The organism is Pseudomonas sp. 3296, from assembly GCF_031456615.1.
GTDB lineage: Bacteria > Pseudomonadota > Gammaproteobacteria > Pseudomonadales > Pseudomonadaceae > Aquipseudomonas > Aquipseudomonas mucoides.
Window position 1 is genome coordinate 237,316 of record NZ_JAVDUY010000002.1, and the last position, 23,858, is coordinate 261,173.

The window sequence follows — 23,858 nt, forward strand, 5'->3', positions numbered from 1 at the left end:
TCGACGCCGGGCCCGCTGGCCGAGCGTCACTGTGCGTGTCCTACTGCGGCAAAACGGCGGCGAAGCCCGGAACATGGGCCTGGATCGCGTTCAGCAGTTCTTCCTTGCTGAAAGGCTTGGTCAAAAACTGGTCGGAGCCGACGATGCGCCCCTTGGCCTTGTCGAACAGCCCGTCCTTGGACGACAGCATAATCACTGGCGTGGACTTGAACGCACTGTTGTTCTTGATTAAAGCGCAGGTCTGATAGCCATCCAGACGCGGCATCATGATGTCGACGAAGATGATGCCGGGATGGTTATCGGCAATCTTGGCCAGCGCATCGAAACCGTCGATGGCCGTAATGACTTCACAACCCACATTCTTCAACAGCGTTTCGGCGGTGCGACGAATCGTCTTCGAATCGTCGATCACCATGACCTTCAAGGCGCTGGAATGCTGATCCATAAATGCTCTACCGTCGCCTTTGCGAAACAAATTGTCCGTTTGGTGGCTGGAAACCCTTGATGCTCAAGGGCCAGCACGGCATGGCAGCCTTTTTAGCACAGTCTCCAAATGCAATCTATCGGCCGGTCTTTGCGGTGGTTTTTCCTTGACCGGGAACACACTCAGCGCCACTCTGACGCCACTTTTTCATGTCCGTTCGGACCATCCATTTTCGAGGAAAAACCCATGAGCGTTCGCGTCGGGATTGTCATGGATCCTATTGCCAGCATTTCCTATAAAAAGGATAGCTCGCTGGCCATGCTGCTGGCCGCGCAGAAGCGCGGATGGGAACTGTTCTATATGGAACAGGGTGATTTGTACCAGGCTGAAGGCCAGGCGCGAGCGCGGATGCGACCGCTGAAAGTCTTCGCCAACCCGCAAAAGTGGTTCGAGCTGGAACCCGAGACCGACGCGCTGCTGAGCGATCTGGACGTGATCCTGATGCGCAAGGATCCGCCGTTCGACATGGAGTTTGTGTACTCCACCTACCTGCTGGAACAGGCCGAGCGCGCCGGCGTGCTGGTGGTCAACAAGCCGCAGAGCCTGCGTGACTGCAACGAAAAGCTGTTCGCCACGCTGTTTCCGCAGTGCACGCCGCCAACCATCGTCAGCCGCCGCCCTGACGTGCTGCGCGAATTCGCCGATCATCATGGCGATGTGATTCTCAAGCCGCTGGACGGCATGGGAGGCTCCTCGATTTTCCGTCACACCGCCGGCCACCCAAACCTGTCGGTGATCCTCGAAACCCTGACCCTGCATGGCAAGCAGCAAATCATGATCCAGGGTTATCTGCCGGCCATCGTCGATGGCGACAAGCGCATCCTGATGATCGACGGCGAGCCAGTGGACTACTGCCTGGCGCGCATTCCTGCCGCTGGCGAAACCCGTGGCAACCTGGCGGCCGGCGGTCGTGGCGAAGCTCGCCCGTTGACCGACAAGGATCGCTGGATCGCCGCGCAAGTCGGCCCGACTCTGCGCGAGAAAGGCCTTCTGTTCGTGGGTCTGGACGTGATCGGCGAGCACCTGACCGAAATCAACGTCACCAGCCCGACGTGCATTCGCGAGATTGATAATGCGTTCGGCACCGACATCGGTGGCCTGTTGATGGATGCCATCGATCAGAAGCTCAAGGCTCGTTGATATAGAACACCCTAGATGAAACCAACATTGCGTTATCATGCGCGGCCTGTGAAAAACGCGATGTTGGTCTTCTTGTCATGACACTTCCGTCCGATCTGCCCGCTGAACTCGCCCATCGTGGCGTGCGCCCGGCCGATCGCCTCGGTTTTACCCTGTTTCTTGCGGCGTTGATTCACCTGGCCTTGCTGTTGGGCGTCGGCTTTACGATGGTCGAGCCCAAACAGATCAGCAAAACCCTTGAAATCACCCTCGCCAGCTTCAAAAGCGAAAAAAAGCCCGAAAAAGCTGATTTCCTCGCCCAGGAAAATCAGCAAGGCAGCGGCACCCTGGATAAAAAGGCCATTCCCAAGACCACCGAGGTCGCGCCGTTCCAGGACAACAAGGTGCAAAAAGTCACGCCACCGCCCGCCGCCAAGCCTGAAGTGCAGCAAGCGCCGCCCAAGGCTGCCGTGACGACCATCGCACCGAAGCCGAAAAAAGCACCGGCCAAGAACGAAGAGGTCAAACCGCAGACCAAAGCGGAAGTGGCCGCGCCGACGTTTGACAGTTCCCAGCTGTCCAGCGACATCGCCAGCCTCGAAGCGGAACTGGCCAACGAACAACAGCTGTACGCCAAACGCCCGCGCATCCATCGCTTGAGCGCGGCCTCGACCATGCGCGACAAAGGTGCCTGGTATAAGGATGAATGGCGCAAGAAGGTCGAGCGCATCGGCAACCTCAACTACCCGGATGAAGCTCGCCGCCAACAGATTTACGGCAATTTGCGCTTAATGGTCTCGATCAACCGCGATGGCTCGCTGTATGAAGTGTTGGTGCTGGAGTCGTCCGGGCAGCCATTGCTGGATCAGGCGGCGCAGCGGATCGTCAGGCTCGCGGCGCCGTTTGCACCGTTTACCGGGGACCTTTCGGACATCGACCGCCTGGAAATCATCCGCACGTGGAAGTTTGCGCGCGGGGACAGGCTCTCCAGCAACTGACACCCCACAGTTAATCTGAATTGTTGCCGGGATTTGAGGCATTTCCTGTGCATCCCCAGCTTGTCAGTTTGCCCCTCCAACGCCACACTAGCGCTCATGAAGAACGTCAGCCCCAGCTACCTCAAGCATCACTTCCTGATCGCCATGCCTCACATGGCCGACCCGAACTTTGCGCACACCTTGACCTACATCGTCGAGCACACCGCCAATGGCGCCATGGGGCTGGTGATCAACCGCCCGCAAGACCTGAATCTGGCCGAGATCCTCGAGCAACTGCGCCCGGACATCGAGCCGCCCGCGCTGTGCCGGCATGTGCCAATTTTCATCGGCGGACCGGTGCAGACCGATCGTGGTTTTGTCCTGCATCCCAAGGGCCAGGGCTATCAGGCGACCGTTGATCTGGAAGACGAACTGTCCCTGTCCACTTCCCAGGACGTGCTGTTCGCCATTGCCGACGGCGTGGGTCCGGCGAAAAGCCTGATCGCCCTCGGTTACGCCGGCTGGGAAGCCGGGCAACTGGATGCCGAACTGGCGCAGAACGCCTGGCTGACCTGCCCGTACGACGCCGACATCCTGTTCAACACCAGCAGCGAACTGCGCCTCGAAGCGGCGGCCAAACATCTGGGCGTCAACCTCAGCCTGCTGACCAGCCAGGCGGGGCACGCCTGATGGCCCTGCGCCTGATTTTGGGTTTTGACTACGGCACCAAACAGATCGGCGTCGCGGTCGGCCAGGTGATTACCGGCCAGGCCCGCGAGCTGTGCACCTTGAAGGCGCAGAACGGCGTTCCCGACTGGAATCAGGTCGAAGCCCTGATCAAGGAGTGGAAGCCCGATGCAGTAGTGGTCGGCCTGCCCTTGAACATGGACGGCACCCCGAGCGACATGTGCCTGCGTGCGGAAAAATTCGCCCGGCGCCTGAATGGCCGCTACAACCTGCCCTTCTATACCCACGATGAACGCCTGACCACGTTTGAAGCCAAAGGCGAACGTCGTGATCGCGGCGGGCAAAAAGGCAGTTACCGCGACAACCCTGTCGACGCCATCGCCGCCGCACTGCTGCTGCAAGGCTGGCTCGACGAGAACAGCGCGCTGTTCGAATCCTGAAGCAACGAATCCTCAAGAGCCGCCCCAGGCGACTCTCTATAGCGACAACCCGAGCCACCCATCAAGCAGCACCCGGCTCGGGCCCAAGAAGGAGCAACCATGAGCCTGCCCAATCCCGCCGAACTGATCAGCCAGATGGCGATCCGTCTCAAGGCCCACCTGGAACACCGTGGCATCAGCGAACCGCGTTACATCGGTATCCGTACCGGCGGCGTCTGGGTCGCCCAGGCGTTGCTCGAAGAACTGGGCAGCGACTCGCCGCTCGGCACCCTGGACGTGTCCTTCTACCGTGACGACTTCAGCCAGAACGGGCTGCACCCGCAAGTTCGCCCGTCGGCGCTGCCGTTCGAGATCGAAGGCCAGCACCTGGTGCTGATCGACGACGTACTCATGAGCGGCCGGACCATCCGCGCCGCCATGAACGAACTGTTCGACTACGGCCGCCCGGCCAGCGTAACGCTGGTCTGCCTGCTGGACCTCGACGCCGGCGAGCTGCCGATCAGCCCCGATGTGGTCGGCGCGACGCTGTCGCTGGCCGCCCACGAGCGGGTCAAGCTGTCCGGTCCCGAGCTCAAGCTTGAACTGCAAGACCTCGCCCTTTAATCCGCCCTATTGAGAGTCCCCCTCGCGATGACGCCTCTAGATACCAAGCGCCCGCTGCAGCTCAATGATCAGGGCCAGCTGCGCCACTTCCTCTCGCTCGACGGTTTGCGCCGCGAGTTGCTGACGGAAATCCTCGACACCGCCGACTCGTTCCTTGAAGTCGGTGCCCGGGCGGTGAAGAAAGTCCCGTTGCTGCGCGGCAAGACCGTGTGCAACGTGTTCTTCGAAAACTCCACCCGCACCCGCACCACCTTCGAACTGGCGGCCCAGCGGCTGTCGGCGGACGTGATCACCCTGAACGTGTCGACCTCGTCAGCCAGCAAGGGCGAAACCCTGCTCGACACCCTGCGCAACCTGGAAGCCATGGCCGCCGACATGTTTGTCGTGCGTCACGGTGATTCCGGCGCGGCGCACTTCATCGCCGAACATGTCTGCCCCCAAGTGGCGATCATCAACGGCGGCGACGGCCGGCACGCGCACCCGACACAGGGCATGCTCGACATGCTGACGATCCGTCGGCACAAGGGCGGCTTCGAAAACCTCTCGGTGGCCATCGTCGGCGACATCCTGCATTCGCGGGTGGCACGTTCGAACATGCTCGCGCTGAAAACCCTCGGTTGCCCGGACATCCGCGTGATCGCCCCGAAAACCCTGCTGCCGATCGGCATCGAGCAATACGGCGTGAAGGTCTACACCGACATGGCCGAAGGCCTGAAAGACGTCGACGTGGTGATCATGTTGCGCCTGCAACGCGAGCGCATGGCCGGTGGCCTGCTGCCGAGCGAGGGCGAGTTCTACCGCCTGTTCGGCCTGACCACTGCGCGCCTGGCCGGGGCCAAGCCGGACTGCATCGTCATGCACCCGGGGCCGATCAACCGCGGGGTGGAGATTGAGTCGGCGGTAGCCGACGGTCCGCACTCGGTGATCCTCAACCAGGTCACCTACGGTATTGCGATTCGTATGGCTGTGCTGTCCATGGCCATGAGCGGGCAGACTGCGCAACGTCAATTCGAGCAGGAGAACGCCCAGTGAAGCTCAGCATTCTCGGCGCACGCGTGATTGATCCAGCCTCTGGCCTGGATAAAGTAACTGACATCCATATCGAAGCCTGCAAGATCGTCGCCCTGGGCGCTGCGCCTGCCGGTTTTGTCGCGGTCGACACCCTCGACGCGCAAGGCCTGGTGGCCGCCCCCGGGCTGGTTGACCTGAACGTCGCCCTGCGCGAACCGGGCTACAGCCGTAAAGGCTCGATCATCAGCGAAACCCGCGCCGCGGCCGCCGGTGGCGTGACCAGCCTGTGCTGCCCGCCGAAAACCAAACCGGTGCTGGACACCTCGGCCGTCGCCGAATTGATCCTCGACCGCGCCCGTGAAGCCGGCAACACCAAAGTCTTCCCGATTGGCGCCCTCAGCAAAGGCCTGGACGGCGAGCAGCTGGCCGAGCTCGTTGCCCTGCGCGATGCCGGTTGCGTGGCCTTCGGCAACGGCCTGGACAGTTTCCGCAACACCCGCACCCTGTGCCGGGCACTGGAATACGCGGCGACGTTCGACCTGACGGTGATTTTCAACTCGCAGGACCACGACCTGGCCGAAGGTGGCCTGGCCCATGAAGGCCCGACCGCGAGTTTCCTCGGTTTGCCGGGCATTCCGGAAACCGCTGAAACCGTGGCCCTGGCCCGTGACCTGTTGCTGGTGGAGCAAAGCGGCGTACGTGCGCACTTCAGCCAGCTCACCAGCGCGCGCGGTGTGGCCCTGATCGCCCAGGCCCAGGCCCGTGGGCTGCCGGTGACCGCCGACGTGGCGCTGTATCAGTTGATCCTGACCGATGAAGCCTTGATCGACTTCAGCAGCCTCTACCACGTCCAGCCGCCGCTGCGCACCCGCGCCGACCGCGACGGCCTGCGTGCGGCGGTGAAATCGGGGGTGATCTCGGCCATCTCCAGCCATCACCAACCGCATGAGCGGGATGCCAAACTGGCGCCGTTCGGCGCGACAGAGCCGGGCATCAGCAGTGTTGAGTTGCTGCTGCCGCTGGCAATGACGCTGGTGGAGGATGGTTTGCTGGACCTGCCGACGTTGCTGGCGCGGTTGAGTGCCGGGCCTGCCGAGGCGCTGCGCTTGCCGGCCGGTAAGCTGGCGGTGGGTGGACCAGCGGATATCGTGCTGTTCGACCCTGCGGCTTCAACCGTGGCGGGTGAAACCTGGCTGTCCAAGGGTGAGAACTGCCCGTTCATTGGGCATAGCCTGCCGGGTGTGGTGCGTTACACCTTGGTGGATGGGCGGATTAGCCACCAGGCGTAATACCGCGTCGCTACAATCGCGGGCAAGCTTTGCTCCTACGGGATGGTGTATGAACCCCCTGTAGGAGCATGGCTTGCCAGCGATGGCTTACTGGAAAGCGCCTCTGTTCTGGGCGTTACGTACCGAAACCTGGTCATTCAGCGTCCAGAAGTCATACAGCACCCCGATAAAGAACAACCCACCCGTCACCAGGTACAGCAACCCGCTGATCCACTTCCCCTGATACATCCGGTGTACGCCGAACACCCCGAGAAACGTCAGCAGAATCCACGCCACGTTGTATTCGATCGGTCCCGCGGTGAACCGAAGGTCTGCTTCACGGTCCATTGCCGGAATCAGAAAAACGTCGATCAGCCAGCCAATTCCCAGCAAGCCAAAGGTGAAGAACCAGATCGTCCCGGTCACCGGCTTGCCGTAATAGAAGCGGTGAGCGCCGGTAAAACCGAAAATCCACAGCAGATATCCGATCACTTTGCTGTGCGTATCCTGATGCGCGGCGGACTGTTGATAGCTGTTCATGGAGCACCTCGATTCACACGATAGATAAATATTCTTTAAATCTTTGTGACTTTTTTACAGGTTGCCGACGTATGGCAAATGCTACCTTGATGTCCGTCAAAGCCTTATAGCACCTGACTTCTGTCCGACAATTGCGTCCATTTGCCGCTTGTTTGGTTCCATTGACCACCAGGTTGAATCGACCAACGGCCTCGGAAGGTCAAAAAAAGCTGTTATAAAGTTGCGCGTTCACCTATTCGAGCCCTGCCTAATGCGTCCATTTTTCAAGACATGGCTAACCATTTGCCTTTTGATGCCACTGGCCGCCCACGCCACCAATCGTGAGCAACGTCTTCCAAACGTTAATGGTTACACCCCAAAATCCCATGTTTCTGCTCCTTCGAGCAAAAACAAACAAAATGCAAAACACTCGGCCCAACTGAGTGACAACAGCAAGCTTGTTCCGCCGATGGCGAGCAAGACCAGCAGCAACGTGCTGAGCCGCGCTGTAAACGTCCTCGGTACTCCTTACCGTTGGGGCGGCAGCAGCCCAAGTAAAGGGTTCGACTGCAGTGGCCTGGTGAAATACGCGTTTAACGACGCCACGTTTGACCTGCCGCGCACCTCTAACGCCATGGCCAGCGGTCACGGCGAGAAAGTCGATCGCAGCGATTTGAAGCCGGGCGACTTGATTTTCTTCAACATCAAGAGCCGTCGGGTCAATCACGTTGCCATCTACCTGGGCAACGACCGCTTCATCCACGCGCCACGCCGTGGCAAGTCGGTGACCATCGACACGCTGAAGAAGCCGTACTGGGAAAGCCACTACGTGGTTGCCAAGCGGGTTCTGCCGAAAGAACCGAATCAGATGCGCGTCGTTCAGCGCTGAGTTGACATTGATCGTTCCCACGCGGAGCGTGGGAACGATCAATGATGGCCCCACCTCAAAAGTTATCCGGCGACCGCGCCTTCTCCCGCGCCTGCTCGCGGCTGATCAAGCCCTTGGTCACCAAGTCCTTCAAGCACATATCCAGCGTCTGCATCCCCAGGTTCCCGCCGGTCTGAATTGACGAGTACATCTGCGCGACCTTGTCTTCGCGGATCAGGTTACGGATCGCCGACGTGCCCAGCATGATCTCGTGCGCCGCAATCCGCCCGCCGCCGATCTTCTTCACCAGCGTCTGCGACACCACCGCCAGCAACGACTCGGACAGCATCGAACGTACCATCGACTTCTCATCCCCCGGAAACACATCCACCACCCGGTCGATGGTTTTCGCCGCTGAGGTGGTGTGCAGCGTGCCGAACACCAGATGCCCGGTCTCGGCGGCGGTCAGTGCCAGGCGAATGGTCTCCAGATCCCGCATCTCCCCTACCAGAATCACGTCCGGGTCCTCCCGCAGCGCCGAGCGCAGTGCTGTCGCAAAGCTGCGCGTATCACGATGGACTTCGCGCTGGTTGATCAGGCATTTGCGCGATTCGTGGACGAACTCGATCGGGTCTTCGATGGTGAGGATGTGGTGATGGCGATGATTGTTCAGGTAATCGATCATCGCCGCCAACGTAGTGGACTTGCCGGAGCCGGTCGGCCCCGTCACCAGCACCAGCCCGCGCGGCGCATCGGTAATTTTGCGAAACACCTCGCCCATGCCGAGGTCGTCCATGCTCAGGACTTTTGACGGAATGGTCCGGAACACCGCGCCTGCGCCACGATTCTGGTTAAAGGCGTTAACCCGAAAACGCGCCACGCCGGGCACTTCAAAGGAAAAATCGGTTTCCAGGTGTTTCTCGAAGTCCACCCGCTGGGTGTCGTTCATGATGTCGTAGATCAGCGCCTGCACCTGTTTATGGTCGAGGGCCGGCAGGTTGATGCGTCGCACGTCGCCATCGACACGGATCATCGGTGGCAGGCCGGCGGACAAGTGCAGGTCGGATGCGCCCTGTTTAGCGCTGAAAGCCAGCAGTTCAGTGATATCCATAGCGCCCCTCAATTCCAGTAGAATGCCGCGAACCTTCAGACCGCTGGCGCACATTGAATGTCCACGATAGCAGACAACATTGCTCAGGTTAGTTCACGCATCCGTGCCGCCGCCCTGGCCGCCCAGCGCGATGAGCACAGCGTTCAGCTGCTGGCCGTGAGCAAGACCAAACCCGCCCAAGCCCTGCGCCAAGCGTACGCCGCCGGCCTGCGTGACTTTGGCGAGAACTACCTGCAGGAGGCTTTGGGCAAACAGCTCGAACTGGCCGACCTGCCCTTGATCTGGCACTTCATCGGCCCCATTCAATCGAACAAGACTCGCGCTATCGCCGAGCACTTCACCTGGGTGCATTCCGTGGATCGTTTGAAAATCGCACAGCGCCTGTCCGAACAACGTCCTGCCGATCTACCGCCCCTGAACATCTGCATTCAGGTCAACGTCAGCGGCGAAGCCAGCAAATCCGGCTGCACCCCGGCCGACCTGCCGGCCCTCGCCAAGGCCATCAGCGAATTGCCGCGCCTCAATTTGCGCGGGCTGATGGCGATTCCCGAGCCGACGGATGATCGCGCCGAACAGGATGCCGCTTTTGCTGCCGTGCAAAGTCTGCAAGCCAGCCTGAACCTGCCGCTCGACACACTTTCCATGGGCATGAGCCACGACCTCGAGTCGGCCATCGCCCAAGGCGCTACATGGGTCCGTATCGGTACGGCCCTGTTCGGCGCCCGCGACTACGGTCAACCATGAACAATGGCCGACTCATCTATTTATAAGGACCTGACATGAGCAAAACCCGTATTGCCTTTATCGGTGCCGGCAACATGGCCGCCAGCCTGATCGGCGGCCTGCGCGCCAAAGGTCTGGACGCCTCGCAAATCCGCGCCAGCGATCCGGGTGCAGAAACCCGCGCCAAGGTGGCTGCCGAACACGGCATCGAAGTCTTCGCCGACAACGCTGACGCCATCCAGGACGCCGATGTCGTCGTATTGGCGGTCAAACCCCAGGCGATGAAAGCCGTGTGCGAAGCGATTCGCCCGAGCCTCAAGCCCAATCAACTGGTGGTGTCGATTGCCGCGGGCATCACCTGCGCCAGCATGAACAACTGGCTCGGCACCCAGCCAATCGTTCGCTGCATGCCCAACACCCCGGCGTTGTTGCGTCAGGGCGTGAGCGGTTTGTATGCCACCGGCGAAGTGAACGACGATCAACACCAGCAAGCTCAAGAACTGCTCTCGGCCGTGGGCATCGCCCTGTGGCTGAACGAAGAGCAGCAACTGGACGCAGTCACTGCGGTGTCCGGTTCCGGCCCGGCGTACTTCTTCCTGCTGATCGAAGCCATGACCGCCGCCGGCGTGAAACTTGGCCTGCCGGCAGACATCGCCGCACAACTGACCCTGCAAACCGCGCTGGGCGCCGCGCACATGGCGGTTGCCAGCGATGTCGATGCCGCCGAACTGCGTCGTCGTGTCACGTCGCCTGCGGGCACCACGGAAGCTGCAATCAAGTCGTTCCAGGCCGGTGGCTTTGAAGCCCTGGTCGAAACGGCACTCGGCGCCGCCGCGCATCGCTCGGCCGAGATGGCTGAACAGCTCGGTCGCTAATCAGCTCTTACAAAGGAATCAACGATGCTCGGACTCAATGACGCTGCCATTTTCATCATTAAAACCCTTGGCAGCCTGTACCTGCTGATCGTACTGATGCGTTTCATCCTGCAACTGGTGCGGGCGAACTTCTACAACCCGCTCTGCCAGTTCATCGTCAAGGCCACGCAACCGCTGCTCAAGCCGCTGCGTCGGGTGATCCCGAGCATGTTCGGGCTCGACATGTCGTCGCTGGTGCTGGCGCTGATCATCCAGATGCTGCTGATCGCCGTCATCCTCGCGCTCAAAGGCTTCATGGTCGACTGGCTGCTGTTGGTGCCATGGGCCCTGATTGCGTTGTTCTCGCTGTTTTTGAACATACTGTTCTACGCCATGATCATCAGCGTGATCCTGTCGTGGGTCGCCCCGGGCAGCCACAATCCAGGCGCCGAGCTCGTCGCGCAGATTACTGAACCGGTGCTCGCGCCGTTCCGTCGGATCATCCCGAACCTGGGCGGTCTCGACATTTCGCCGATCTTCGCCTTCATCGTGATCCAACTGCTGCAAAGCTGGCTGATCCCACGCCTGGCGTACTTTGCCTTCATGCCGCAGGGGCTGCTCGGCCTGATCTGATGAGCTACTTTCGCTGGGACGGTGACGACCTGATTCTGGAGTGTCACCTGCAACCGGCCGCCCGCAGTGATGATTTCTGCGGGCTGCACGGTGATCGCCTGAAGATCCGCCTGACCGCGCCGCCGGTTGAAGGCAAGGCCAATGCGTATCTGATGGCGTTTCTGGCCAAGGCGTTTGGAGTGTCCAAGAGCCAGGTCAGTTTGATCAGCGGTGAGTTGAACCGGCAGAAACGGGTGCGGATTTGTTCGCCGAAGAAACTGCCGGAGTTGCCCGGATTGACCCTACCTTGATCGTTCCCACGCAGAGCGTGGGAACGATCAAGGGTAGTCGCTTGCTGCTAGGGGCAGCGGTCTTTAGACTTACGCCTCATTTCAACGAGAGCAGGGTCGATGCCAACTGCCTTCCCCCCCGATTCTGTTGGTCTGGTGACGCCGCAAGTGGCGCACTTCAGCGAACCCCTGGCCCTGGCCTGCGGGCGTTCGCTTCCAGCCTATGACCTGATCTACGAAACCTACGGCACGCTGAACGCCACGGCGAGCAACGCCGTGCTGATTTGCCATGCATTGTCCGGTCATCATCACGCCGCCGGTTTTCACAGTGCCGACGACCGTAAACCCGGTTGGTGGGACAGCTGCATCGGTCCCGGCAAGCCGATCGACACCAGCAAATTCTTCGTGGTCAGCCTGAACAACCTCGGCGGTTGCAACGGCTCGACTGGCCCGAGCAGCATCAATCCGGAAACCGGCAAGCCGTTTGGCGCCGATTTCCCGGTGCTGACCGTGGAAGACTGGGTGCACAGCCAGGCGCGACTGGCCGACCGTATCGGCATCAGCCAATGGGCGGCGGTGATTGGCGGCAGCCTCGGCGGCATGCAGGCGATGCAATGGAGCATCACCTACCCCGAGCGCATTCGTCATTGCCTGGCCATCGCCTCGGCGCCCAAGCTGTCGGCACAGAACATCGCCTTCAACGAAGTGGCGCGTCAGGCTATCCTTACCGACCCCGAATTCCACGGCGGTTCGTTCCAGGAAGCGGGCGTGATCCCCAAGCGCGGCTTGATGCTGGCGCGGATGGTCGGGCACATCACCTACCTGTCCGACGACTCCATGGGCGAGAAATTCGGTCGTGGCCTCAAGAGTGAGAAGCTCAACTACGACTTCCACAGCGTCGAGTTCCAGGTCGAAAGCTACCTGCGTTATCAGGGTGAAGAATTCTCCGGGCGTTTCGACGCCAACACCTACCTGTTGATGACCAAGGCGCTGGATTACTTCGACCCGGCAGCGAACTTCGACGATGACCTGGCGAAAACCTTCGCCAATGCCCAGGCCAAGTTCTGCGTGATGTCGTTCACCACGGACTGGCGCTTCTCCCCTGCCCGCTCGCGGGAACTGGTGGACGCGCTGATGGCGGCCAAGAAAGACGTCTGCTACCTCGAGATCGACGCTCCGCAAGGCCACGACGCCTTCCTGATTCCGATCCCGCGTTATTTGCAGGCGTTCAGCAACTACATGAACCGAATCAAGTTGTGAGAAAGCCATGAGAGCTGATCTGGAAATCATCCAGGAATGGATCCCCGCTGGCAGCCGCGTGCTCGACCTCGGCTGCGGTGATGGCGAACTGCTGACCTGGCTGCGCGACAACAAGCAAGTGACTGGCTATGGCCTGGAAAACGACCCGGACAACATCGCCGAGTGTGTGGCCAAGGGCATCAACGTCATCGAGCAGGACCTGGACAAGGGCCTTGGCAACTTTGCCAGCAACAGCTTCGACATCGTGGTCATGACCCAGGCGCTGCAAGCCGTGCATTACCCGGACAAGATCCTTGACGAAATGCTGCGGGTCGGCCGCCAGTGCATCATCACCTTCCCCAACTTCGGTCACTGGCGCTGCCGCTGGTACCTGGCGAGCAAGGGCCGGATGCCGGTTTCCGAGTTTCTGCCGTACACCTGGTACAACACGCCGAACATCCACTTCTGCACTTTTGAAGACTTTGAGGCGTTGTGTCGCGAACGTGAAGCCAAGGTCATTGATCGGCTTGCCGTGGATCAACAGCATCGGCACGGGTGGGCCAGTAAGCTATGGCCTAATCTGTTAGGTGAGATCGGTATTTACCGCGTCAGCAGCCCCGGGCTGCAGGATCACAAGGTCGCGGTCTGAACCACGACATTCCAAGGAGAAAGAACATGGGTCGTCTAGCGCTGTTTGTACTTACTGCCTGCCTGAGCGTCACCGCCATGGCCGCTGACGCCATCAAGGGCGAACGCCAGGAAACCTTCGGCGACGTGACGGTGCACTACAACACCTTCAACTCCACGTACCTGACCCCGGACATCGCCAAAGCGGCGGAGCTGGTTCGCAGCAAGAATCAGGGCGTGATCAATGTGTCCGTGATCAAGGACGGCAAGCCGCTGGTAGCTTCAGTGACCGGCTCGGTCAAAGACCTGACCAGCCAGAGCGTGCCGTTGAACTTCAAACAGATCACCGAACAGGGCGCGATCTACTACATCGCCCAATACCCGGTGGACCAGCAGGAAATCCGCACCTTCGAGATCAAGGTGCAGAACGGCGACAAAATCAACACCATCAATTTCAACCAAGAGCTTTTCCCCGGCGAATGATCAATTTCACGCAACTCGTACTGGCCAGCCATAACGCCGGCAAACTCAAGGAACTCCAGGCCATGCTCGGCGACTCGGTGCAATTGCGCTCGATCGGCGAGTTCAGCAGCGTCGAGCCTGAAGAAACCGGCCTGTCGTTCGTCGAGAACGCCATTCTCAAGGCCCGCAACGCCGCACGCATTTCCGGTTTGCCGGCGCTGGCTGACGATTCCGGGCTGGCGGTGGATTTCCTAGGCGGTGCGCCGGGTATCTATTCGGCTCGTTATGCTGATGGCAAGGGCGATGCGGCGAACAACGCCAAACTGCTCGACGCCTTGAAAGACGTGCCGGAAGCCGAACGCGGCGCGCAGTTCGTCTGCGTCCTCGCGCTGGTTCGCCACGCCGATGATCCATTGCCGATCCTCTGCGAAGGCCTGTGGCACGGGCGGATCCTGACGGCCGCCAGTGGCGAGCACGGGTTTGGTTACGACCCGCTGTTCTGGGTCCCGGAGCGCGATTGCTCCAGCGCCGAGCTGAGCCCGAGCGACAAGAACCGGATCAGCCACCGCGCCCGTGCAATGGATCTGCTGCGCCAGCGTCTGGGACTGAAATGACCCACGACTCATCCGCGTCACCGCTGATCTTCGGCGGCGACGCCCAATCGCCACGGGCAGCGCTGCCCGTGCTGCCGCCCCTGGCGCTGTACATCCACATCCCGTGGTGTGTGCGCAAATGCCCTTATTGCGACTTCAACTCCCACACCGCCAGCCCGGTGCTGCCGGAAGAAGAGTACGTCGACGCCTTGCTCACTGACCTCGATCAGGACCTGCACGCGGTATACGGCCGTGAGCTGAGCTCGATCTTCTTTGGCGGTGGCACGCCTAGCCTGTTCGGCGCCGAGGCCTTGGGCCGTTTGCTCAAAGGCGTCGAGCAACGGATTCCGTTTGCCAGTGACATCGAAATCACCCTGGAAGCCAATCCGGGGACGTTCGAGCAAGAGAAATTCGTCGCCTACCGCGCACTGGGCATCAATCGCCTGTCGATCGGTATCCAGAGCTTTCAGGAAGAGAAACTCAAGGCGCTGGGGCGGATTCACAACGGTGACGAAGCGGTGCGTGCCGCTGGCATGGCCCGTCAGGCCGGGTTTGATAACTTCAACCTGGACTTGATGCACGGTTTGCCCGATCAGTCGCTGGAAGATGCCCTGAACGACCTGCGTACAGCCATCGCCCTGAAACCGACTCATCTGTCCTGGTATCAGCTGACGCTGGAGCCGAACACGGTGTTCTGGAATCAGCCGCCGACGCTGCCCGAAGACGACACGTTGTGGGACATTCAGGAAGCGGGTCAGGCGCTGCTCGCCGAACACGGTTACGCGCAATACGAAGTCTCGGCCTATGCGCAACCGGGTCGCCCGGCGCGGCATAACCTCAATTACTGGAGTTTTGGCGACTTCATCGGCATCGGCGCGGGTGCCCACGGCAAGCTCAGTCATCCGGACGGGCGCATCGTGCGCACCTGGAAGACCCGCCTGCCCAAGGATTACCTCAACCCGGCAAAAAGCTTCAAGGCCGGCGAGAAAGCGCTGACCAATGATGAGATGCCGTTCGAGTTCCTGATGAACGCGCTGCGCCTGACCGAAGGTGTCGAATCGCGGCTGTATCCGGAGCGCACCGGGATGACGCTGGAAAGCCTCGCCGAAGGCCGCCGTGAAGCCGAACAAAGTGGCTTGTTGCAGGTCGAACCGTCACGTCTGGCGGCCACCGAGCGCGGACAGCTGTTTCTCAATGACTTGCTGCAGACATTTCTGAGCTGATTTCAGCCTTAAGGGAAAACGAATGGATTTGATACTCGACCTGCTCGCCACCGTGTCCCGCTGGAGCCGCAGTAACCTGTCGGAAATTGCCCTGGCCTTGGTGGGCTGTTTGCTGGTGCTGTTCGGTTCGGATTTCAAAACCTGGGTCGAGCAACGACTGGGCAGCATCGCTGGCGCCTTGCGCGTCCCGCTGATGGCCCTGTTGTGCATGATCGGCAGCGGCGCCGCGCTGATCTACGCCACGCCGTGGGTCGTGCGCGGCCTGAGCCAGTTCAACAACTACAGCCTGGCGCCGGTGTTGTTGGTGGTGCTGGTGCTGATCGGCGTAGTCGCCGACCGCCGCTGATCTGTGGCCACACCCAAAACAACTGTAGGAGCCGAGCTTGCTCGTGATGAGGCCATAACATTCAACATTTATGCTGACTGTTAAGGCGCCATCGCGAGCAAGTTCGGCTCCTACAGTTTTACAGCTCAGGACTGTTTTTCGAACTTCAGGTCCCACACACCGTGCCCAAGACGTTCGCCGCGGCGTTCGAACTTGGTGATCGGGCGTTCGGGCGGGCGCGGTACGCACTTGCCGTCTTCGGCGAGGTTGCGATAACCCGGTGCGACGTTCATCACTTCCAGCATGTACTCGGCGTACGGTTCCCAGTCGGTGGCCATGTGCAGCACACCGCCAACCTTCAACTTGCTGCGCACCAGTTCAGCGAACGATGCCTGAACGATACGGCGCTTATGGTGACGGCTCTTGTGCCACGGGTCCGGGAAAAACAGCATCAGGCGATCGAGGCTGTTGTCGGCGATGCAGCGGTTGAGCACTTCGATCGCGTCGCAATCGTAGACCCGCAGGTTGGTCAGGCCCTGAGTCAGTACGCCATTTAGCAGCGCGCCGACACCCGGACGGTGAACTTCTACGCCAATGAAATCCTGTTCCGGCGAGGCCGCTGCCATTTCCAGCAGCGAGTGGCCCATGCCAAAACCGATTTCCAGCGAGCGCGGCGCCGAACGGCCGAACACCTGGTCGAAGTCCACCGGCGCATCGGCCAATGGCAGGACAAACAGCGGCGCGCCCTGCTCCAGACCTTTTTGCTGGCCTTCGGTCATGCGCCCGGCGCGCATCACAAAGCTCTTGATGCGGCGGTGTTGGCGCTCTTCGCCTTCTTCCGGCTGGACAGGCGTTTCGTTTGATTCAGTCATCAATGGCTCTTACTTGATCAGACCATCCAGCGGCGAGGAGGCGCTGGCATAGAGTTTTTTCGGCATGCGGCCGGCGAGGTAGGCCAGGCGACCTGCAACGATGGCGTGTTTCATGGCTTCAGCCATCATGACCGGCTGCTGAGCGTGGGCGATGGCGGAGTTCATCAGCACCGCTTCGCAACCCAGTTCCATGGCGATGGTGGCGTCGGACGCGGTGCCGACACCCGCATCCACCAACACAGGAATCTTGGCTTCTTCGAGGATGATCTGCAGGTTGTACGGGTTGCAGATCCCCAGGCCCGTGCCGATCAGACCGGCCAGCGGCATCACCGCGATAACGCCGATTTCCGCCAGTTGACGGGCAATGATCGGGTCATCGCTGGTGTAGACCATCACGTCGAAACCTTCCTTGACCAGCACTTCGGCGGCCTTGAGGGTTTCGATCACGTTGGGGAACAGGGTTTTCTGGTCGGCCAGCACTTCCAGCTTCACCAGGTTGTGGCCGCCGAGCAACTCACGGGCCAGGCGGCAGGTGCGCACGGCCTCGGTAGCGTCGAAGCAACCCGCGGTGTTCGGCAGGAAGGTGTAGCGATCCGGCGACAGGACTTCGAGCAGGTTCGGTTCGCCCGGGTTCTGGCCGAGGTTGGTACGGCGCACGGCGAAGGTGACGATCTCGGCGCCGGAGGCTTCGATGGCCAGGCGGGTTTCTTCCATGTCGCGGTACTTGCCGGTGCCTACCAGCAAACGCGACTGGTAAGTACGACCGGCCAGGACGAAGGGCTTGTCGCTACGAACGATGCTCATGGGAAATCCTCTGTAGGGGTGAGGTTCTTGCAGAATTCTGTGCCCTTGCGGGCCGGGCGGCTAGCCGCCGCCGATGGCGTGTACGACTTCGACATTGTCGCCGTCGTTGAGAACGGTGTCGGCATGCTGGCTGCGTGGGACGATATCCAGATTGAGTTCGACCGCCACCCGGCGTCCGGTCAGTTCCAGACGGGTCAGCAGGGCCGCAACGGTTTCACCGTCGGGCAGTTCAAGGGATTCGCCGTTCAACTGAATGCGCATGCCGAATGCCGCCATCATTTTTAGGGGCTGGCATTCTAGCCCGATCAGTCTTGGCGACCCAAGCCATTCGTCATGAAATGGACCACCCGGTCAGCTCAACCGCCAGGCGGCAAGCCCCAGGCACGCCCAGCCCACCAGGAATGCGAGCCCGCCGAACGGCGTAATGATTCCGAGCTTGCTGATACCGGTCAGGGTCAGCAGGTACAGGCTGCCGGAAAACAGCAGGATGCCGATGACAAACGAGGCCCCGGCCCACGTAACCAAACGCCCGGGAATCTGCGTGGCCAGCAGCGCTACGCCCAGCAACGCCAGGGTGTGCACCAGTTGATAGGTGACGCCGGTATGGAAAATCGCCAGATACTCGGGGGTCAGACGGTTTTTCAGGCCATGCGCGGCGAACGCGCCGAGGGCAACGCCCGTGAAGCCGAAGAAAGCGGCCAGCATCAAAAAGCCACGCAGCATGAAGAACTCCAGTCAGACTCGATCAACAGGGTCTGTATAATGGCCCGCTCAACGGGTTCGGCCAAGCCATCTCTATGCTGCGTATATTTTTACGACGATTCACTAAGGCCGTGCTCTGGTTCGCGGGCGGCAGCGTCTTGCTGGTGCTGATCTTTCGCGTGGTGCCGCCGCCGGGAACCGCGCTGATGGTCGAACGCAAGATCGAATCCTGGTTCGACGGCGAGCCGATCGACCTGCAACGGACCTGGAAGCCGTGGGATGAAATCTCCGACGACCTGAAAGTCGCGGTGATTGCCGGTGAGGATCAGAAATTCCCGGAGCACTGGGGTTTTGACTTCGGGGCGATTCAGGCGGCACTGGCTCATAACGAATTGGGCGGCTCGATTCGCGGCGCCAGCACCCTGAGCCAGCAGGTGTCGAAGAACCTGTTTTTATGGTCGGGGCGCAGTTGGCTGCGTAAGGGGCTGGAAGCCTGGTTCACCGGATTGATTGAGGTGTTCTGGCCCAAGCAGCGGATTCTTGAGGTGTACCTCAACAGCGTCGAGTGGGATGACGGGGTGTTTGGAGCAGAGGCTGCGGCACGGCATCACTTTGGCGTGAGCGCTAAAAGCCTGAGCCGCCAGCAATCGAGCTTGTTGGCTGCCGTGTTGCCCAACCCAAGAGTGTGGAGCGCGAGTCATCCGACCAACTACGTCGCACGACGGGCCGGGTGGATTCGGCAGCAGATGAGTCAGTTGGGGGGTGACAGCTACTTGCTGGGCCTCAATGATTCACGCCGGGCGCCTTGGGCTCAGTAACGTGTGGGAGCGAACCTGCTCGTTCCCACGTTTTGGGTCTGTACTGCTGCAGAAAACCGGGCCCAAACAAAAACGCCCCGATCAATGATCGGGGCGTTTTTTAATTGCCGGTTCGCAGGTTATGCCGCGATCGACAGCTTGAGCTTGTTCATCGCGCTTTTCTCAAGCTGACGGATGCGTTCGGCCGACACGTTGTACTTCTGCGCCAGGTCGTGCAGCGTGGCTTTCTCTTCAGCCAACCAGCGCTGATAAAGGATGTCACGGCTGCGGTCGTCCAACACTTCCAGCGCTTCGTGCAGGTTGTGGTTGGAGTTGTCGCTCCAGTCGGCGTCTTCCAGTTGACGGGCCGGGTCATACCGGTGGTCTTCCAGATAGTTGGCTGGCGACTGGAAAGCACTGTCGTCGTCCGCTTCTGCGGCCGGGTCGAAGGCCATGTCATGGCCGGTCAGGCGACTTTCCATCTCGCGAACTTCCCGAGGTTCTACACCAAGGCTTTCTGCCACACGGTGGACTTCCTCGTTGTTCAGCCACGCCAGGCGTTTCTTCTGGCTGCGCAGGTTGAAGAACAGTTTGCGCTGGGCCTTGGTGGTCGCGACTTTCACAATACGCCAGTTGCGCAGGATGAACTCGTGGATTTCCGCCTTGATCCAGTGCACGGCGAACGACACCAGACGCACACCCATCTCCGGGTTGAAGCGCTTCACGGCCTTCATCAGGCCGACGTTGCCTTCCTGGATCAGGTCAGCCTGAGCCAGACCGTAGCCGGAATAGCTACGGGCGATATGTACGACAAAACGCAGGTGGGCGAGCACCATCTGCCGAGCCGCCCCCAAATCCTGCTCATAATAGAGACTCTCGGCCAGTTCACGCTCCTGCTCCGGCGTCAGCAATGGAATGCTGTTCACGGTGTGCACATAGGCCTCCAGGTTCGCACCCGGGACCAGAGCATATGCAGGTTGCAAAGAATTGGTCATACGACAAAACCTCCGACTTACAAACTCGTGCAGTTCAGCACTGCGAAAATTGACCGGAAACCGAAAGACAAGTTCCCATAAACGCTGAAAGGTCAATACGAGCAAAATGATACTACTTAGGCGCAAGCTCCCTCAGGTGGCGTGCGACTGCAATCCATGCACCGATATACCCTAACAGCACAGCGCCAAGCAAGAGAGACAGACCGTCGGCAACTGGCACGCCGGCCAGCGCGAAATCACTGCCGTACAAACCGGCCAGTCCCACCACTGCATCGTTCAGCCAGTTCAGGCCAAACGCCAGCACACCCCAAGACAGCATCCCCGCACCGAAGCCATATAACGCGCCCATATAGAGAAAGGGCCTACGCACATAGCTGTCAGTGCCACCGACGAGTTTAATCACTTCTATCTCTGTGCGGCGGTTTTCAATATGAAGACGAATGGTATTGCCTATCACCAAAAGTAATGCAGAAACCAGAAGCACGGTCAGACCGAAGACAAAACGGTCGCCCAGCTTGAGGATAGCTGCCAGACGCTCGACCCAGACTAGATCAAGTTGCGCCTGTTGTACCTTCGGCAGCTCGGATAGTTTTTGTCTTAATGCTTCAAGCGCGGGCTTGTCGACTTCGTTCGGCGTCACCAGGACCACGCCTGGCAGCGGGTTTTCCGGCAACTCCTTCAGCGCCTCGCCCAAACCGGACTGCTGCTGAAACTCCTCCAGCGCCTGGTCGCGACCGACATATTCAGCATCCGCTACGCCCGGCATGCGTTTGATCTGTTCACGCAGCGCCTCACCCTGTTCTGGACTGGCTTCCAGTTGCAGGTACAGGGAAATCTGCGCCGCACGCTGCCAGGATCCGCCCAGACGCTCGACGTTACTTAGCAAAAGTGACAGGCCCATCGGCAAACTCAGCGCAACGGCCATCACCATGCAGGTGAAGAAGCTGCCAATCGGCTGCTTGCCCAAGCGACGCAAACTGTCGAGCAGGCTCGCGCGGTGACTTTCAACCCAGGCACGGAACAACGTCGCAAAGTCCGGACCGTCGTCATCGTCGCGTTTTTTCTTCTGCGGTTGCGGATCGGCGGCCTTCGGGGCTACCCGCTCGGAAACTTTGGGGCTGCGTGTCGCACTCATTCGCCCGCCTCCCCGTCGCCGATCAATCGGCCACGCTGCAGCGTCAACATGCGGTGACGCATACGCGCAATCAGCGCCAGGTCGTGACTGGCGATCAGCACACTGGTGCCCAAGCGATTGATGTCTTCGAACACGCCCATGATTTCGGCGGCCAGTCGCGGGTCGAGGTTACCGGTCGGTTCGTCCGCCAGCAGCAAGGCCGGGCGGTGAACGATGGCGCGGGCGATGCCGACGCGCTGTTGCTGACCGGTGGACAAGTCGCCCGGGTACAAATCGGTCTTGTCCGAGAGCGCCACGCGCTCCAGGGCCGAATCCACGCGCTTGACGATCTCGGCCTTCGAGAGACCCAGGATCTGCAAGGGCAGCGCGACGTTGTTGAACACCGTCCGATCGAACAGCAGCTGGTGATTCTGGAACACCACGCCGATCTGCCGGCGCAGGTAAGGAATCTGCGCGTTGCTGATGGTCGCAAGATCCTGACCAGCCAGCAGCAATTTGCCGGTGGTCGGACGCTCCATCGCCAGCAGCAGGCGCAACAAGGTGCTTTTACCGGCGCCAGAGTGGCCGGTCACAAACAAGAATTCGCCCCGACGGACTCGAAAGCTCAGCTCATGCAAGCCGACGTGACCGTTCGGGTAGCGTTTACCGACCTGTTCGAAACGAATCATGAACGCTCCCGCTCGGCAAACAGTGCCTGGACAAAGGGTTCTGCTTCAAAAGTACGCAAATCGTCGATGCCTTCACCGACGCCGATGTAGCGAATAGGCAGGCCAAACTGCTTGGCCAGGGCGAAAATCACCCCACCCTTGGCGGTGCCGTCGAGCTTGGTCAGCGCCAGGCCGGTCAGTTCGACGGTCTGGTTGAATTGCTTGGCCTGGCTGATCGCGTTCTGGCCGGTGCCGGCATCGAGCACCAACAGCACTTCGTGCGGCGCATCGGCGTCGAGCTTGCTGATCACCCGGCGAACCTTCTTCAGCTCTTCCATCAAATTGTCTTTGGTGTGCAGACGACCGGCGGTGTCAGCGATCAGCACATCAATGCCACGGGCCTTGGCGGCTTGCACGGCATCGAAGATAACCGAAGCCGAGTCGGCACCCGTGTGCTGGGCGATGACCGGGATCTTGTTGCGCTCACCCCAGACCTGCAATTGCTCGACCGCTGCAGCACGGAAGGTGTCACCGGCCGCGAGCATGACTTTCTTGCCTTCGAGCTGCAGTTTCTTCGCCAGTTTGCCGATGGTAGTGGTCTTGCCGGCGCCGTTGACGCCCACCACCAGAATCACGAACGGCTTGTTCTGCGAGGTGATTTTCAGCGGTTGCTCGACCGGTTTGAGCATGGCGGCCAGTTCGGCTTGCAGAGATTTATACAGGGCATCGGAATCGGCCAGTTCCTTGCGCGCGACCTTTTGGGTCAGGCGCTGGATGATCACCGACGTGGCCTCAACGCCAACGTCGGCGGTCAGCAGGCGGGTTTCGAGGTCTTCGAGCAGTTCGTCATCGATGGCCTTTCTACCCAGAAACAAGCTGGCCATGCCTTCGCCGATGCTGGCGCTGGTCTTGGACAGGCCTTGCTTGAGGCGGGCGAAGAAACCGGCTTTGGATTCTTCAGTACGCGGCGGCTCGACGGACGTTTCGACGGGCGCGACGACGGGTGCAGGTGCTTGAGCAACCGGAGCAACCGGAGCAACCGGAGCAACCGGAGCAACCGGAGCAACCGGAGCAACCGGAGCAACCGGAGCAACGAAAGCAGGAACCACAGGCTCTGCAACCACCGGTTCAGGCTCGGCCACAACCACTGGCGCCACAACCGGTTCAACCACCGGAGCCTGAACTGGCTCAGGCACAAACGCAGTCGGGGCAGGAATCGGCGGCGTAACGTGCGGTGCCAACTCGTCTTCAACGAAGGCAACCGGCTCTTCGGCCACCGGCAGCGTCAGCCAGGGTTCGGCAATCGGCGTCAGGGCGGGTTGTGCAACGGCTTCGGCAACGTGATCCGGCTCGACCACCGGTTGCAGCACCGGCTCGGCGATCGGCAAGACGATCGGCGCGAGCTCTTCTTCTATTACCGGCGCCGGTGCGGGCTCAGAAAGTGGCTGTGGCTGTTCGACGACGGTTTCCTGCGGCTTTTTGCGCAGCCATCCGAACAGGCTTTTCTTCTCGCCAGCCGCAGCTGGGGCTTTCTTGTCGTCGTTGGAACCAAACATGGAGGACGGCTATCTCACGGTAGCGACGCGCCAAAGGGCGCCTCGGCAAATAAATATTCGATGCAGAACAGACTGCGATTGATCCAGCTTGTTCACGCGCAACATTTTGTCGAGGTGCAAACCGCACCCCAAAGGTCGACTAATACGAAGGACTGGAACGGCATCGTCGGCGAAAACGCAGAGTTTAGCTGTCAAACTCATAGCTTGCGCCGCGAACCCAAACAACCTGCAAACCGATCAAAGGCCTGATAGGCGTGGCCGCCAGTAAAACGGACCGTTATCCTAGCACCCTCTCGCCCGCTGACGCTAAGACCA

Annotated in this window: 30 protein-coding genes; 19 read left to right on the forward strand and 11 right to left on the reverse strand. The window is 60.4% G+C overall.

Annotated features, from left to right (window positions below; translation table 11 throughout):
• Window positions 1–40: 40 nt before the first annotated feature.
• Window positions 41–445 (reverse strand): twitching motility response regulator PilG, encoded by a 405-nt coding sequence (gene pilG, locus J2X66_RS05550; RefSeq protein ID WP_027926573.1) that lies wholly within the window; start codon window positions 443–445, stop codon window positions 41–43.
• Between the two features lie 225 nt (window positions 446–670).
• Between pilG and gshB the strand changes: the two genes are divergently transcribed.
• The 7 genes from gshB to J2X66_RS05585 all read left to right on the forward strand — a co-directional run bounded on the left by gshB (window position 671) and on the right by J2X66_RS05585 (window position 6,610).
• A complete protein-coding gene (gene gshB, locus J2X66_RS05555; protein WP_310261935.1) occupies window positions 671–1,624 on the forward strand; it encodes a glutathione synthase in 954 nt (317 codons plus the stop codon).
• Window positions 1,625–1,701: 77 nt separating this feature from the next.
• Window positions 1,702–2,601 (forward strand): energy transducer TonB, encoded by a 900-nt coding sequence (locus J2X66_RS05560; RefSeq protein WP_310261938.1) that lies wholly within the window; start codon window positions 1,702–1,704, stop codon window positions 2,599–2,601.
• 96 nt (window positions 2,602–2,697) lie between these two features.
• On the forward strand, window positions 2,698–3,270 hold the full coding sequence (locus J2X66_RS05565) for a YqgE/AlgH family protein (protein WP_310261941.1): 573 nt from the start codon (window positions 2,698–2,700) through the stop codon (window positions 3,268–3,270).
• Window positions 3,270–3,707: a Holliday junction resolvase RuvX gene (gene ruvX / locus J2X66_RS05570; protein ID WP_007945492.1), complete on the forward strand. Its 438-nt coding sequence runs from the start codon at window positions 3,270–3,272 to the stop codon at window positions 3,705–3,707. Before J2X66_RS05565 ends, ruvX begins: the two co-directional genes overlap by 1 nt.
• 99 nt (window positions 3,708–3,806) lie before the next feature.
• A complete protein-coding gene (pyrR, locus tag J2X66_RS05575) occupies window positions 3,807–4,310 on the forward strand; it encodes a bifunctional pyr operon transcriptional regulator/uracil phosphoribosyltransferase PyrR (RefSeq protein ID WP_027926569.1) in 504 nt (167 codons plus the stop codon).
• Window positions 4,311–4,337: 27 nt separating this feature from the next.
• Entirely contained in the window at window positions 4,338–5,342 is a 1,005-nt protein-coding gene (locus J2X66_RS05580; protein WP_310261945.1) for an aspartate carbamoyltransferase catalytic subunit, read from the forward strand.
• Entirely contained in the window at window positions 5,339–6,610 is a 1,272-nt protein-coding gene (locus J2X66_RS05585) for a dihydroorotase (RefSeq protein WP_059182019.1), read from the forward strand. Before J2X66_RS05580 ends, J2X66_RS05585 begins: the two co-directional genes overlap by 4 nt.
• A gap of 87 nt (window positions 6,611–6,697) precedes the next feature.
• On the opposite strand, the gene J2X66_RS05590 is transcribed toward J2X66_RS05585, so the two are convergent.
• Window positions 6,698–7,129 (reverse strand): TM2 domain-containing protein, encoded by a 432-nt coding sequence (locus J2X66_RS05590; protein WP_310261948.1) that lies wholly within the window; start codon window positions 7,127–7,129, stop codon window positions 6,698–6,700.
• A 250-nt stretch (window positions 7,130–7,379) separates the two neighbouring features.
• On the opposite strand from J2X66_RS05590, the gene J2X66_RS05595 reads away from it, so the two are divergent.
• Window positions 7,380–7,997: a C40 family peptidase gene (locus J2X66_RS05595; protein WP_123434727.1), complete on the forward strand. Its 618-nt coding sequence runs from the start codon at window positions 7,380–7,382 to the stop codon at window positions 7,995–7,997.
• A gap of 55 nt (window positions 7,998–8,052) precedes the next feature.
• Here J2X66_RS05595 and J2X66_RS05600 read toward each other — a convergent pair whose 3' ends face one another.
• The gene (locus J2X66_RS05600) at window positions 8,053–9,087 is read right to left on the reverse strand and encodes a type IV pilus twitching motility protein PilT (protein ID WP_310261952.1); all 1,035 of its coding nucleotides are present in this window, start codon (window positions 9,085–9,087) and stop codon (window positions 8,053–8,055) included.
• A gap of 57 nt (window positions 9,088–9,144) precedes the next feature.
• On the opposite strand from J2X66_RS05600, the gene J2X66_RS05605 reads away from it, so the two are divergent.
• The 10 genes from J2X66_RS05605 (at window position 9,145) to J2X66_RS05650 (ending at window position 16,056) form a co-directional block, all read left to right on the forward strand.
• Window positions 9,145–9,831 carry a YggS family pyridoxal phosphate-dependent enzyme gene (locus tag J2X66_RS05605; protein ID WP_310261956.1) on the forward strand — a complete coding sequence of 229 codons (687 nt, stop codon included), beginning with the start codon at window positions 9,145–9,147 and terminating at the stop codon, window positions 9,829–9,831.
• A 35-nt stretch (window positions 9,832–9,866) separates the two neighbouring features.
• The gene (proC, locus tag J2X66_RS05610; RefSeq protein ID WP_310261960.1) at window positions 9,867–10,685 is read left to right on the forward strand and encodes a pyrroline-5-carboxylate reductase; all 819 of its coding nucleotides are present in this window, start codon (window positions 9,867–9,869) and stop codon (window positions 10,683–10,685) included.
• 24 nt (window positions 10,686–10,709) lie between these two features.
• Window positions 10,710–11,297 (forward strand): YggT family protein, encoded by a 588-nt coding sequence (locus J2X66_RS05615; RefSeq protein ID WP_027926561.1) that lies wholly within the window; start codon window positions 10,710–10,712, stop codon window positions 11,295–11,297.
• Window positions 11,297–11,587, forward strand: coding sequence for a DUF167 domain-containing protein (locus J2X66_RS05620; protein ID WP_007945502.1), 291 nt, complete (start codon window positions 11,297–11,299; stop codon window positions 11,585–11,587). Before J2X66_RS05615 ends, J2X66_RS05620 begins: the two co-directional genes overlap by 1 nt.
• 99 nt (window positions 11,588–11,686) lie before the next feature.
• A complete protein-coding gene (locus J2X66_RS05625) occupies window positions 11,687–12,826 on the forward strand; it encodes a homoserine O-acetyltransferase (protein ID WP_310261965.1) in 1,140 nt (379 codons plus the stop codon).
• Between the two features lie 7 nt (window positions 12,827–12,833).
• Window positions 12,834–13,454, forward strand: a complete 621-nt coding sequence (gene metW, locus J2X66_RS05630; RefSeq protein WP_027926558.1) for a methionine biosynthesis protein MetW — start codon at window positions 12,834–12,836, stop codon at window positions 13,452–13,454.
• Window positions 13,455–13,480: 26 nt separating this feature from the next.
• A complete protein-coding gene (locus J2X66_RS05635; RefSeq protein WP_310261968.1) occupies window positions 13,481–13,915 on the forward strand; it encodes a DUF4426 domain-containing protein in 435 nt (144 codons plus the stop codon).
• Window positions 13,912–14,508 (forward strand): RdgB/HAM1 family non-canonical purine NTP pyrophosphatase, encoded by a 597-nt coding sequence (gene rdgB / locus J2X66_RS05640; RefSeq protein ID WP_310261971.1) that lies wholly within the window; start codon window positions 13,912–13,914, stop codon window positions 14,506–14,508. Before J2X66_RS05635 ends, rdgB begins: the two co-directional genes overlap by 4 nt.
• The gene (hemW, locus tag J2X66_RS05645) at window positions 14,505–15,710 is read left to right on the forward strand and encodes a radical SAM family heme chaperone HemW (RefSeq protein WP_310261974.1); all 1,206 of its coding nucleotides are present in this window, start codon (window positions 14,505–14,507) and stop codon (window positions 15,708–15,710) included. Before rdgB ends, hemW begins: the two co-directional genes overlap by 4 nt.
• Before the next feature lie 22 nt (window positions 15,711–15,732).
• Window positions 15,733–16,056 (forward strand): DUF3392 domain-containing protein, encoded by a 324-nt coding sequence (locus tag J2X66_RS05650; protein ID WP_027926554.1) that lies wholly within the window; start codon window positions 15,733–15,735, stop codon window positions 16,054–16,056.
• 125 nt (window positions 16,057–16,181) lie between these two features.
• Here the strand turns inward: J2X66_RS05650 and trmB are convergent, their stop codons facing one another.
• The 4 genes from trmB to J2X66_RS05670 all read right to left on the reverse strand — a co-directional run bounded on the left by trmB (window position 16,182) and on the right by J2X66_RS05670 (window position 18,434).
• Window positions 16,182–16,907 (reverse strand): tRNA (guanosine(46)-N7)-methyltransferase TrmB, encoded by a 726-nt coding sequence (gene trmB / locus J2X66_RS05655; RefSeq protein ID WP_310261977.1) that lies wholly within the window; start codon window positions 16,905–16,907, stop codon window positions 16,182–16,184.
• A gap of 9 nt (window positions 16,908–16,916) precedes the next feature.
• Window positions 16,917–17,711: a thiazole synthase gene (locus J2X66_RS05660; protein WP_027926552.1), complete on the reverse strand. Its 795-nt coding sequence runs from the start codon at window positions 17,709–17,711 to the stop codon at window positions 16,917–16,919.
• Between the two features lie 60 nt (window positions 17,712–17,771).
• Window positions 17,772–17,972 (reverse strand): sulfur carrier protein ThiS, encoded by a 201-nt coding sequence (gene thiS / locus J2X66_RS05665; RefSeq protein WP_222588850.1) that lies wholly within the window; start codon window positions 17,970–17,972, stop codon window positions 17,772–17,774.
• A gap of 90 nt (window positions 17,973–18,062) precedes the next feature.
• Complete coding sequence (locus J2X66_RS05670) at window positions 18,063–18,434, reverse strand: DUF423 domain-containing protein (protein ID WP_027926550.1); 372 nt, start codon at window positions 18,432–18,434, stop codon at window positions 18,063–18,065.
• Between the two features lie 74 nt (window positions 18,435–18,508).
• Between J2X66_RS05670 and mtgA the strand changes: the two genes are divergently transcribed.
• Window positions 18,509–19,231 (forward strand): monofunctional biosynthetic peptidoglycan transglycosylase, encoded by a 723-nt coding sequence (mtgA, locus tag J2X66_RS05675; protein WP_027926549.1) that lies wholly within the window; start codon window positions 18,509–18,511, stop codon window positions 19,229–19,231.
• A 119-nt stretch (window positions 19,232–19,350) separates the two neighbouring features.
• Here mtgA and rpoH read toward each other — a convergent pair whose 3' ends face one another.
• The 4 genes from rpoH to ftsY form a co-directional block, all read right to left on the reverse strand.
• Complete coding sequence (gene rpoH, locus J2X66_RS05680; RefSeq protein WP_007897890.1) at window positions 19,351–20,205, reverse strand: RNA polymerase sigma factor RpoH; 855 nt, start codon at window positions 20,203–20,205, stop codon at window positions 19,351–19,353.
• A 112-nt stretch (window positions 20,206–20,317) separates the two neighbouring features.
• Window positions 20,318–21,340, reverse strand: coding sequence for a permease-like cell division protein FtsX (gene ftsX, locus J2X66_RS05685; RefSeq protein ID WP_310261983.1), 1,023 nt, complete (start codon window positions 21,338–21,340; stop codon window positions 20,318–20,320).
• A complete protein-coding gene (gene ftsE, locus J2X66_RS05690; protein ID WP_027926547.1) occupies window positions 21,337–22,008 on the reverse strand; it encodes a cell division ATP-binding protein FtsE in 672 nt (223 codons plus the stop codon). The genes ftsX and ftsE overlap by 4 nt, the downstream gene beginning before the upstream one ends.
• On the reverse strand, window positions 22,005–23,543 hold the full coding sequence (gene ftsY / locus J2X66_RS05695; RefSeq protein ID WP_310261987.1) for a signal recognition particle-docking protein FtsY: 1,539 nt from the start codon (window positions 23,541–23,543) through the stop codon (window positions 22,005–22,007). The genes ftsE and ftsY overlap by 4 nt, the downstream gene beginning before the upstream one ends.
• Between the last annotated feature and the right edge of the window lie 315 nt (window positions 23,544–23,858).

Bases quoted from the DNA above. Each gene is read 5' to 3' on its own strand.
- J2X66_RS05620 (WP_007945502.1), top strand. From the start codon at position 11,297: ATGAGCTACTTTCGCTGGGACGGTGACGACCTGATTCTGGAGTGTCAC.
- J2X66_RS05600 (WP_310261952.1), bottom strand. From the start codon at position 9,087: ATGGATATCACTGAACTGCTGGCTTTCAGCGCTAAACAGGGCGCATCC.
- ftsE (WP_027926547.1), bottom strand. From the start codon at position 22,008: ATGATTCGTTTCGAACAGGTCGGTAAACGCTACCCGAACGGTCACGTC.
- J2X66_RS05580 (WP_310261945.1), top strand. From the start codon at position 4,338: ATGACGCCTCTAGATACCAAGCGCCCGCTGCAGCTCAATGATCAGGGC.
- J2X66_RS05650 (WP_027926554.1), top strand. From the start codon at position 15,733: ATGGATTTGATACTCGACCTGCTCGCCACCGTGTCCCGCTGGAGCCGC.
- thiS (WP_222588850.1), bottom strand. From the start codon at position 17,972: ATGCGCATTCAGTTGAACGGCGAATCCCTTGAACTGCCCGACGGTGAA.
- J2X66_RS05565 (WP_310261941.1), top strand. From the start codon at position 2,698: ATGAAGAACGTCAGCCCCAGCTACCTCAAGCATCACTTCCTGATCGCC.
- ruvX (WP_007945492.1), top strand. From the start codon at position 3,270: ATGGCCCTGCGCCTGATTTTGGGTTTTGACTACGGCACCAAACAGATC.
- proC (WP_310261960.1), top strand. From the start codon at position 9,867: ATGAGCAAAACCCGTATTGCCTTTATCGGTGCCGGCAACATGGCCGCC.
- pilG (WP_027926573.1), bottom strand. From the start codon at position 445: ATGGATCAGCATTCCAGCGCCTTGAAGGTCATGGTGATCGACGATTCG.
- rpoH (WP_007897890.1), bottom strand. From the start codon at position 20,205: ATGACCAATTCTTTGCAACCTGCATATGCTCTGGTCCCGGGTGCGAAC.
- hemW (WP_310261974.1), top strand. From the start codon at position 14,505: ATGACCCACGACTCATCCGCGTCACCGCTGATCTTCGGCGGCGACGCC.
- J2X66_RS05660 (WP_027926552.1), bottom strand. From the start codon at position 17,711: ATGAGCATCGTTCGTAGCGACAAGCCCTTCGTCCTGGCCGGTCGTACT.
- J2X66_RS05635 (WP_310261968.1), top strand. From the start codon at position 13,481: ATGGGTCGTCTAGCGCTGTTTGTACTTACTGCCTGCCTGAGCGTCACC.
- J2X66_RS05595 (WP_123434727.1), top strand. From the start codon at position 7,380: ATGCGTCCATTTTTCAAGACATGGCTAACCATTTGCCTTTTGATGCCA.
- pyrR (WP_027926569.1), top strand. From the start codon at position 3,807: ATGAGCCTGCCCAATCCCGCCGAACTGATCAGCCAGATGGCGATCCGT.
- J2X66_RS05670 (WP_027926550.1), bottom strand. From the start codon at position 18,434: ATGCTGCGTGGCTTTTTGATGCTGGCCGCTTTCTTCGGCTTCACGGGC.
- mtgA (WP_027926549.1), top strand. From the start codon at position 18,509: ATGCTGCGTATATTTTTACGACGATTCACTAAGGCCGTGCTCTGGTTC.
- rdgB (WP_310261971.1), top strand. From the start codon at position 13,912: ATGATCAATTTCACGCAACTCGTACTGGCCAGCCATAACGCCGGCAAA.
- gshB (WP_310261935.1), top strand. From the start codon at position 671: ATGAGCGTTCGCGTCGGGATTGTCATGGATCCTATTGCCAGCATTTCC.
- J2X66_RS05615 (WP_027926561.1), top strand. From the start codon at position 10,710: ATGCTCGGACTCAATGACGCTGCCATTTTCATCATTAAAACCCTTGGC.
- J2X66_RS05625 (WP_310261965.1), top strand. From the start codon at position 11,687: ATGCCAACTGCCTTCCCCCCCGATTCTGTTGGTCTGGTGACGCCGCAA.
- J2X66_RS05605 (WP_310261956.1), top strand. From the start codon at position 9,145: ATGTCCACGATAGCAGACAACATTGCTCAGGTTAGTTCACGCATCCGT.
- ftsY (WP_310261987.1), bottom strand. From the start codon at position 23,543: ATGTTTGGTTCCAACGACGACAAGAAAGCCCCAGCTGCGGCTGGCGAG.
- trmB (WP_310261977.1), bottom strand. From the start codon at position 16,907: ATGACTGAATCAAACGAAACGCCTGTCCAGCCGGAAGAAGGCGAAGAG.
- metW (WP_027926558.1), top strand. From the start codon at position 12,834: ATGAGAGCTGATCTGGAAATCATCCAGGAATGGATCCCCGCTGGCAGC.
- J2X66_RS05560 (WP_310261938.1), top strand. From the start codon at position 1,702: ATGACACTTCCGTCCGATCTGCCCGCTGAACTCGCCCATCGTGGCGTG.
- J2X66_RS05590 (WP_310261948.1), bottom strand. From the start codon at position 7,129: ATGAACAGCTATCAACAGTCCGCCGCGCATCAGGATACGCACAGCAAA.
- ftsX (WP_310261983.1), bottom strand. From the start codon at position 21,340: ATGAGTGCGACACGCAGCCCCAAAGTTTCCGAGCGGGTAGCCCCGAAG.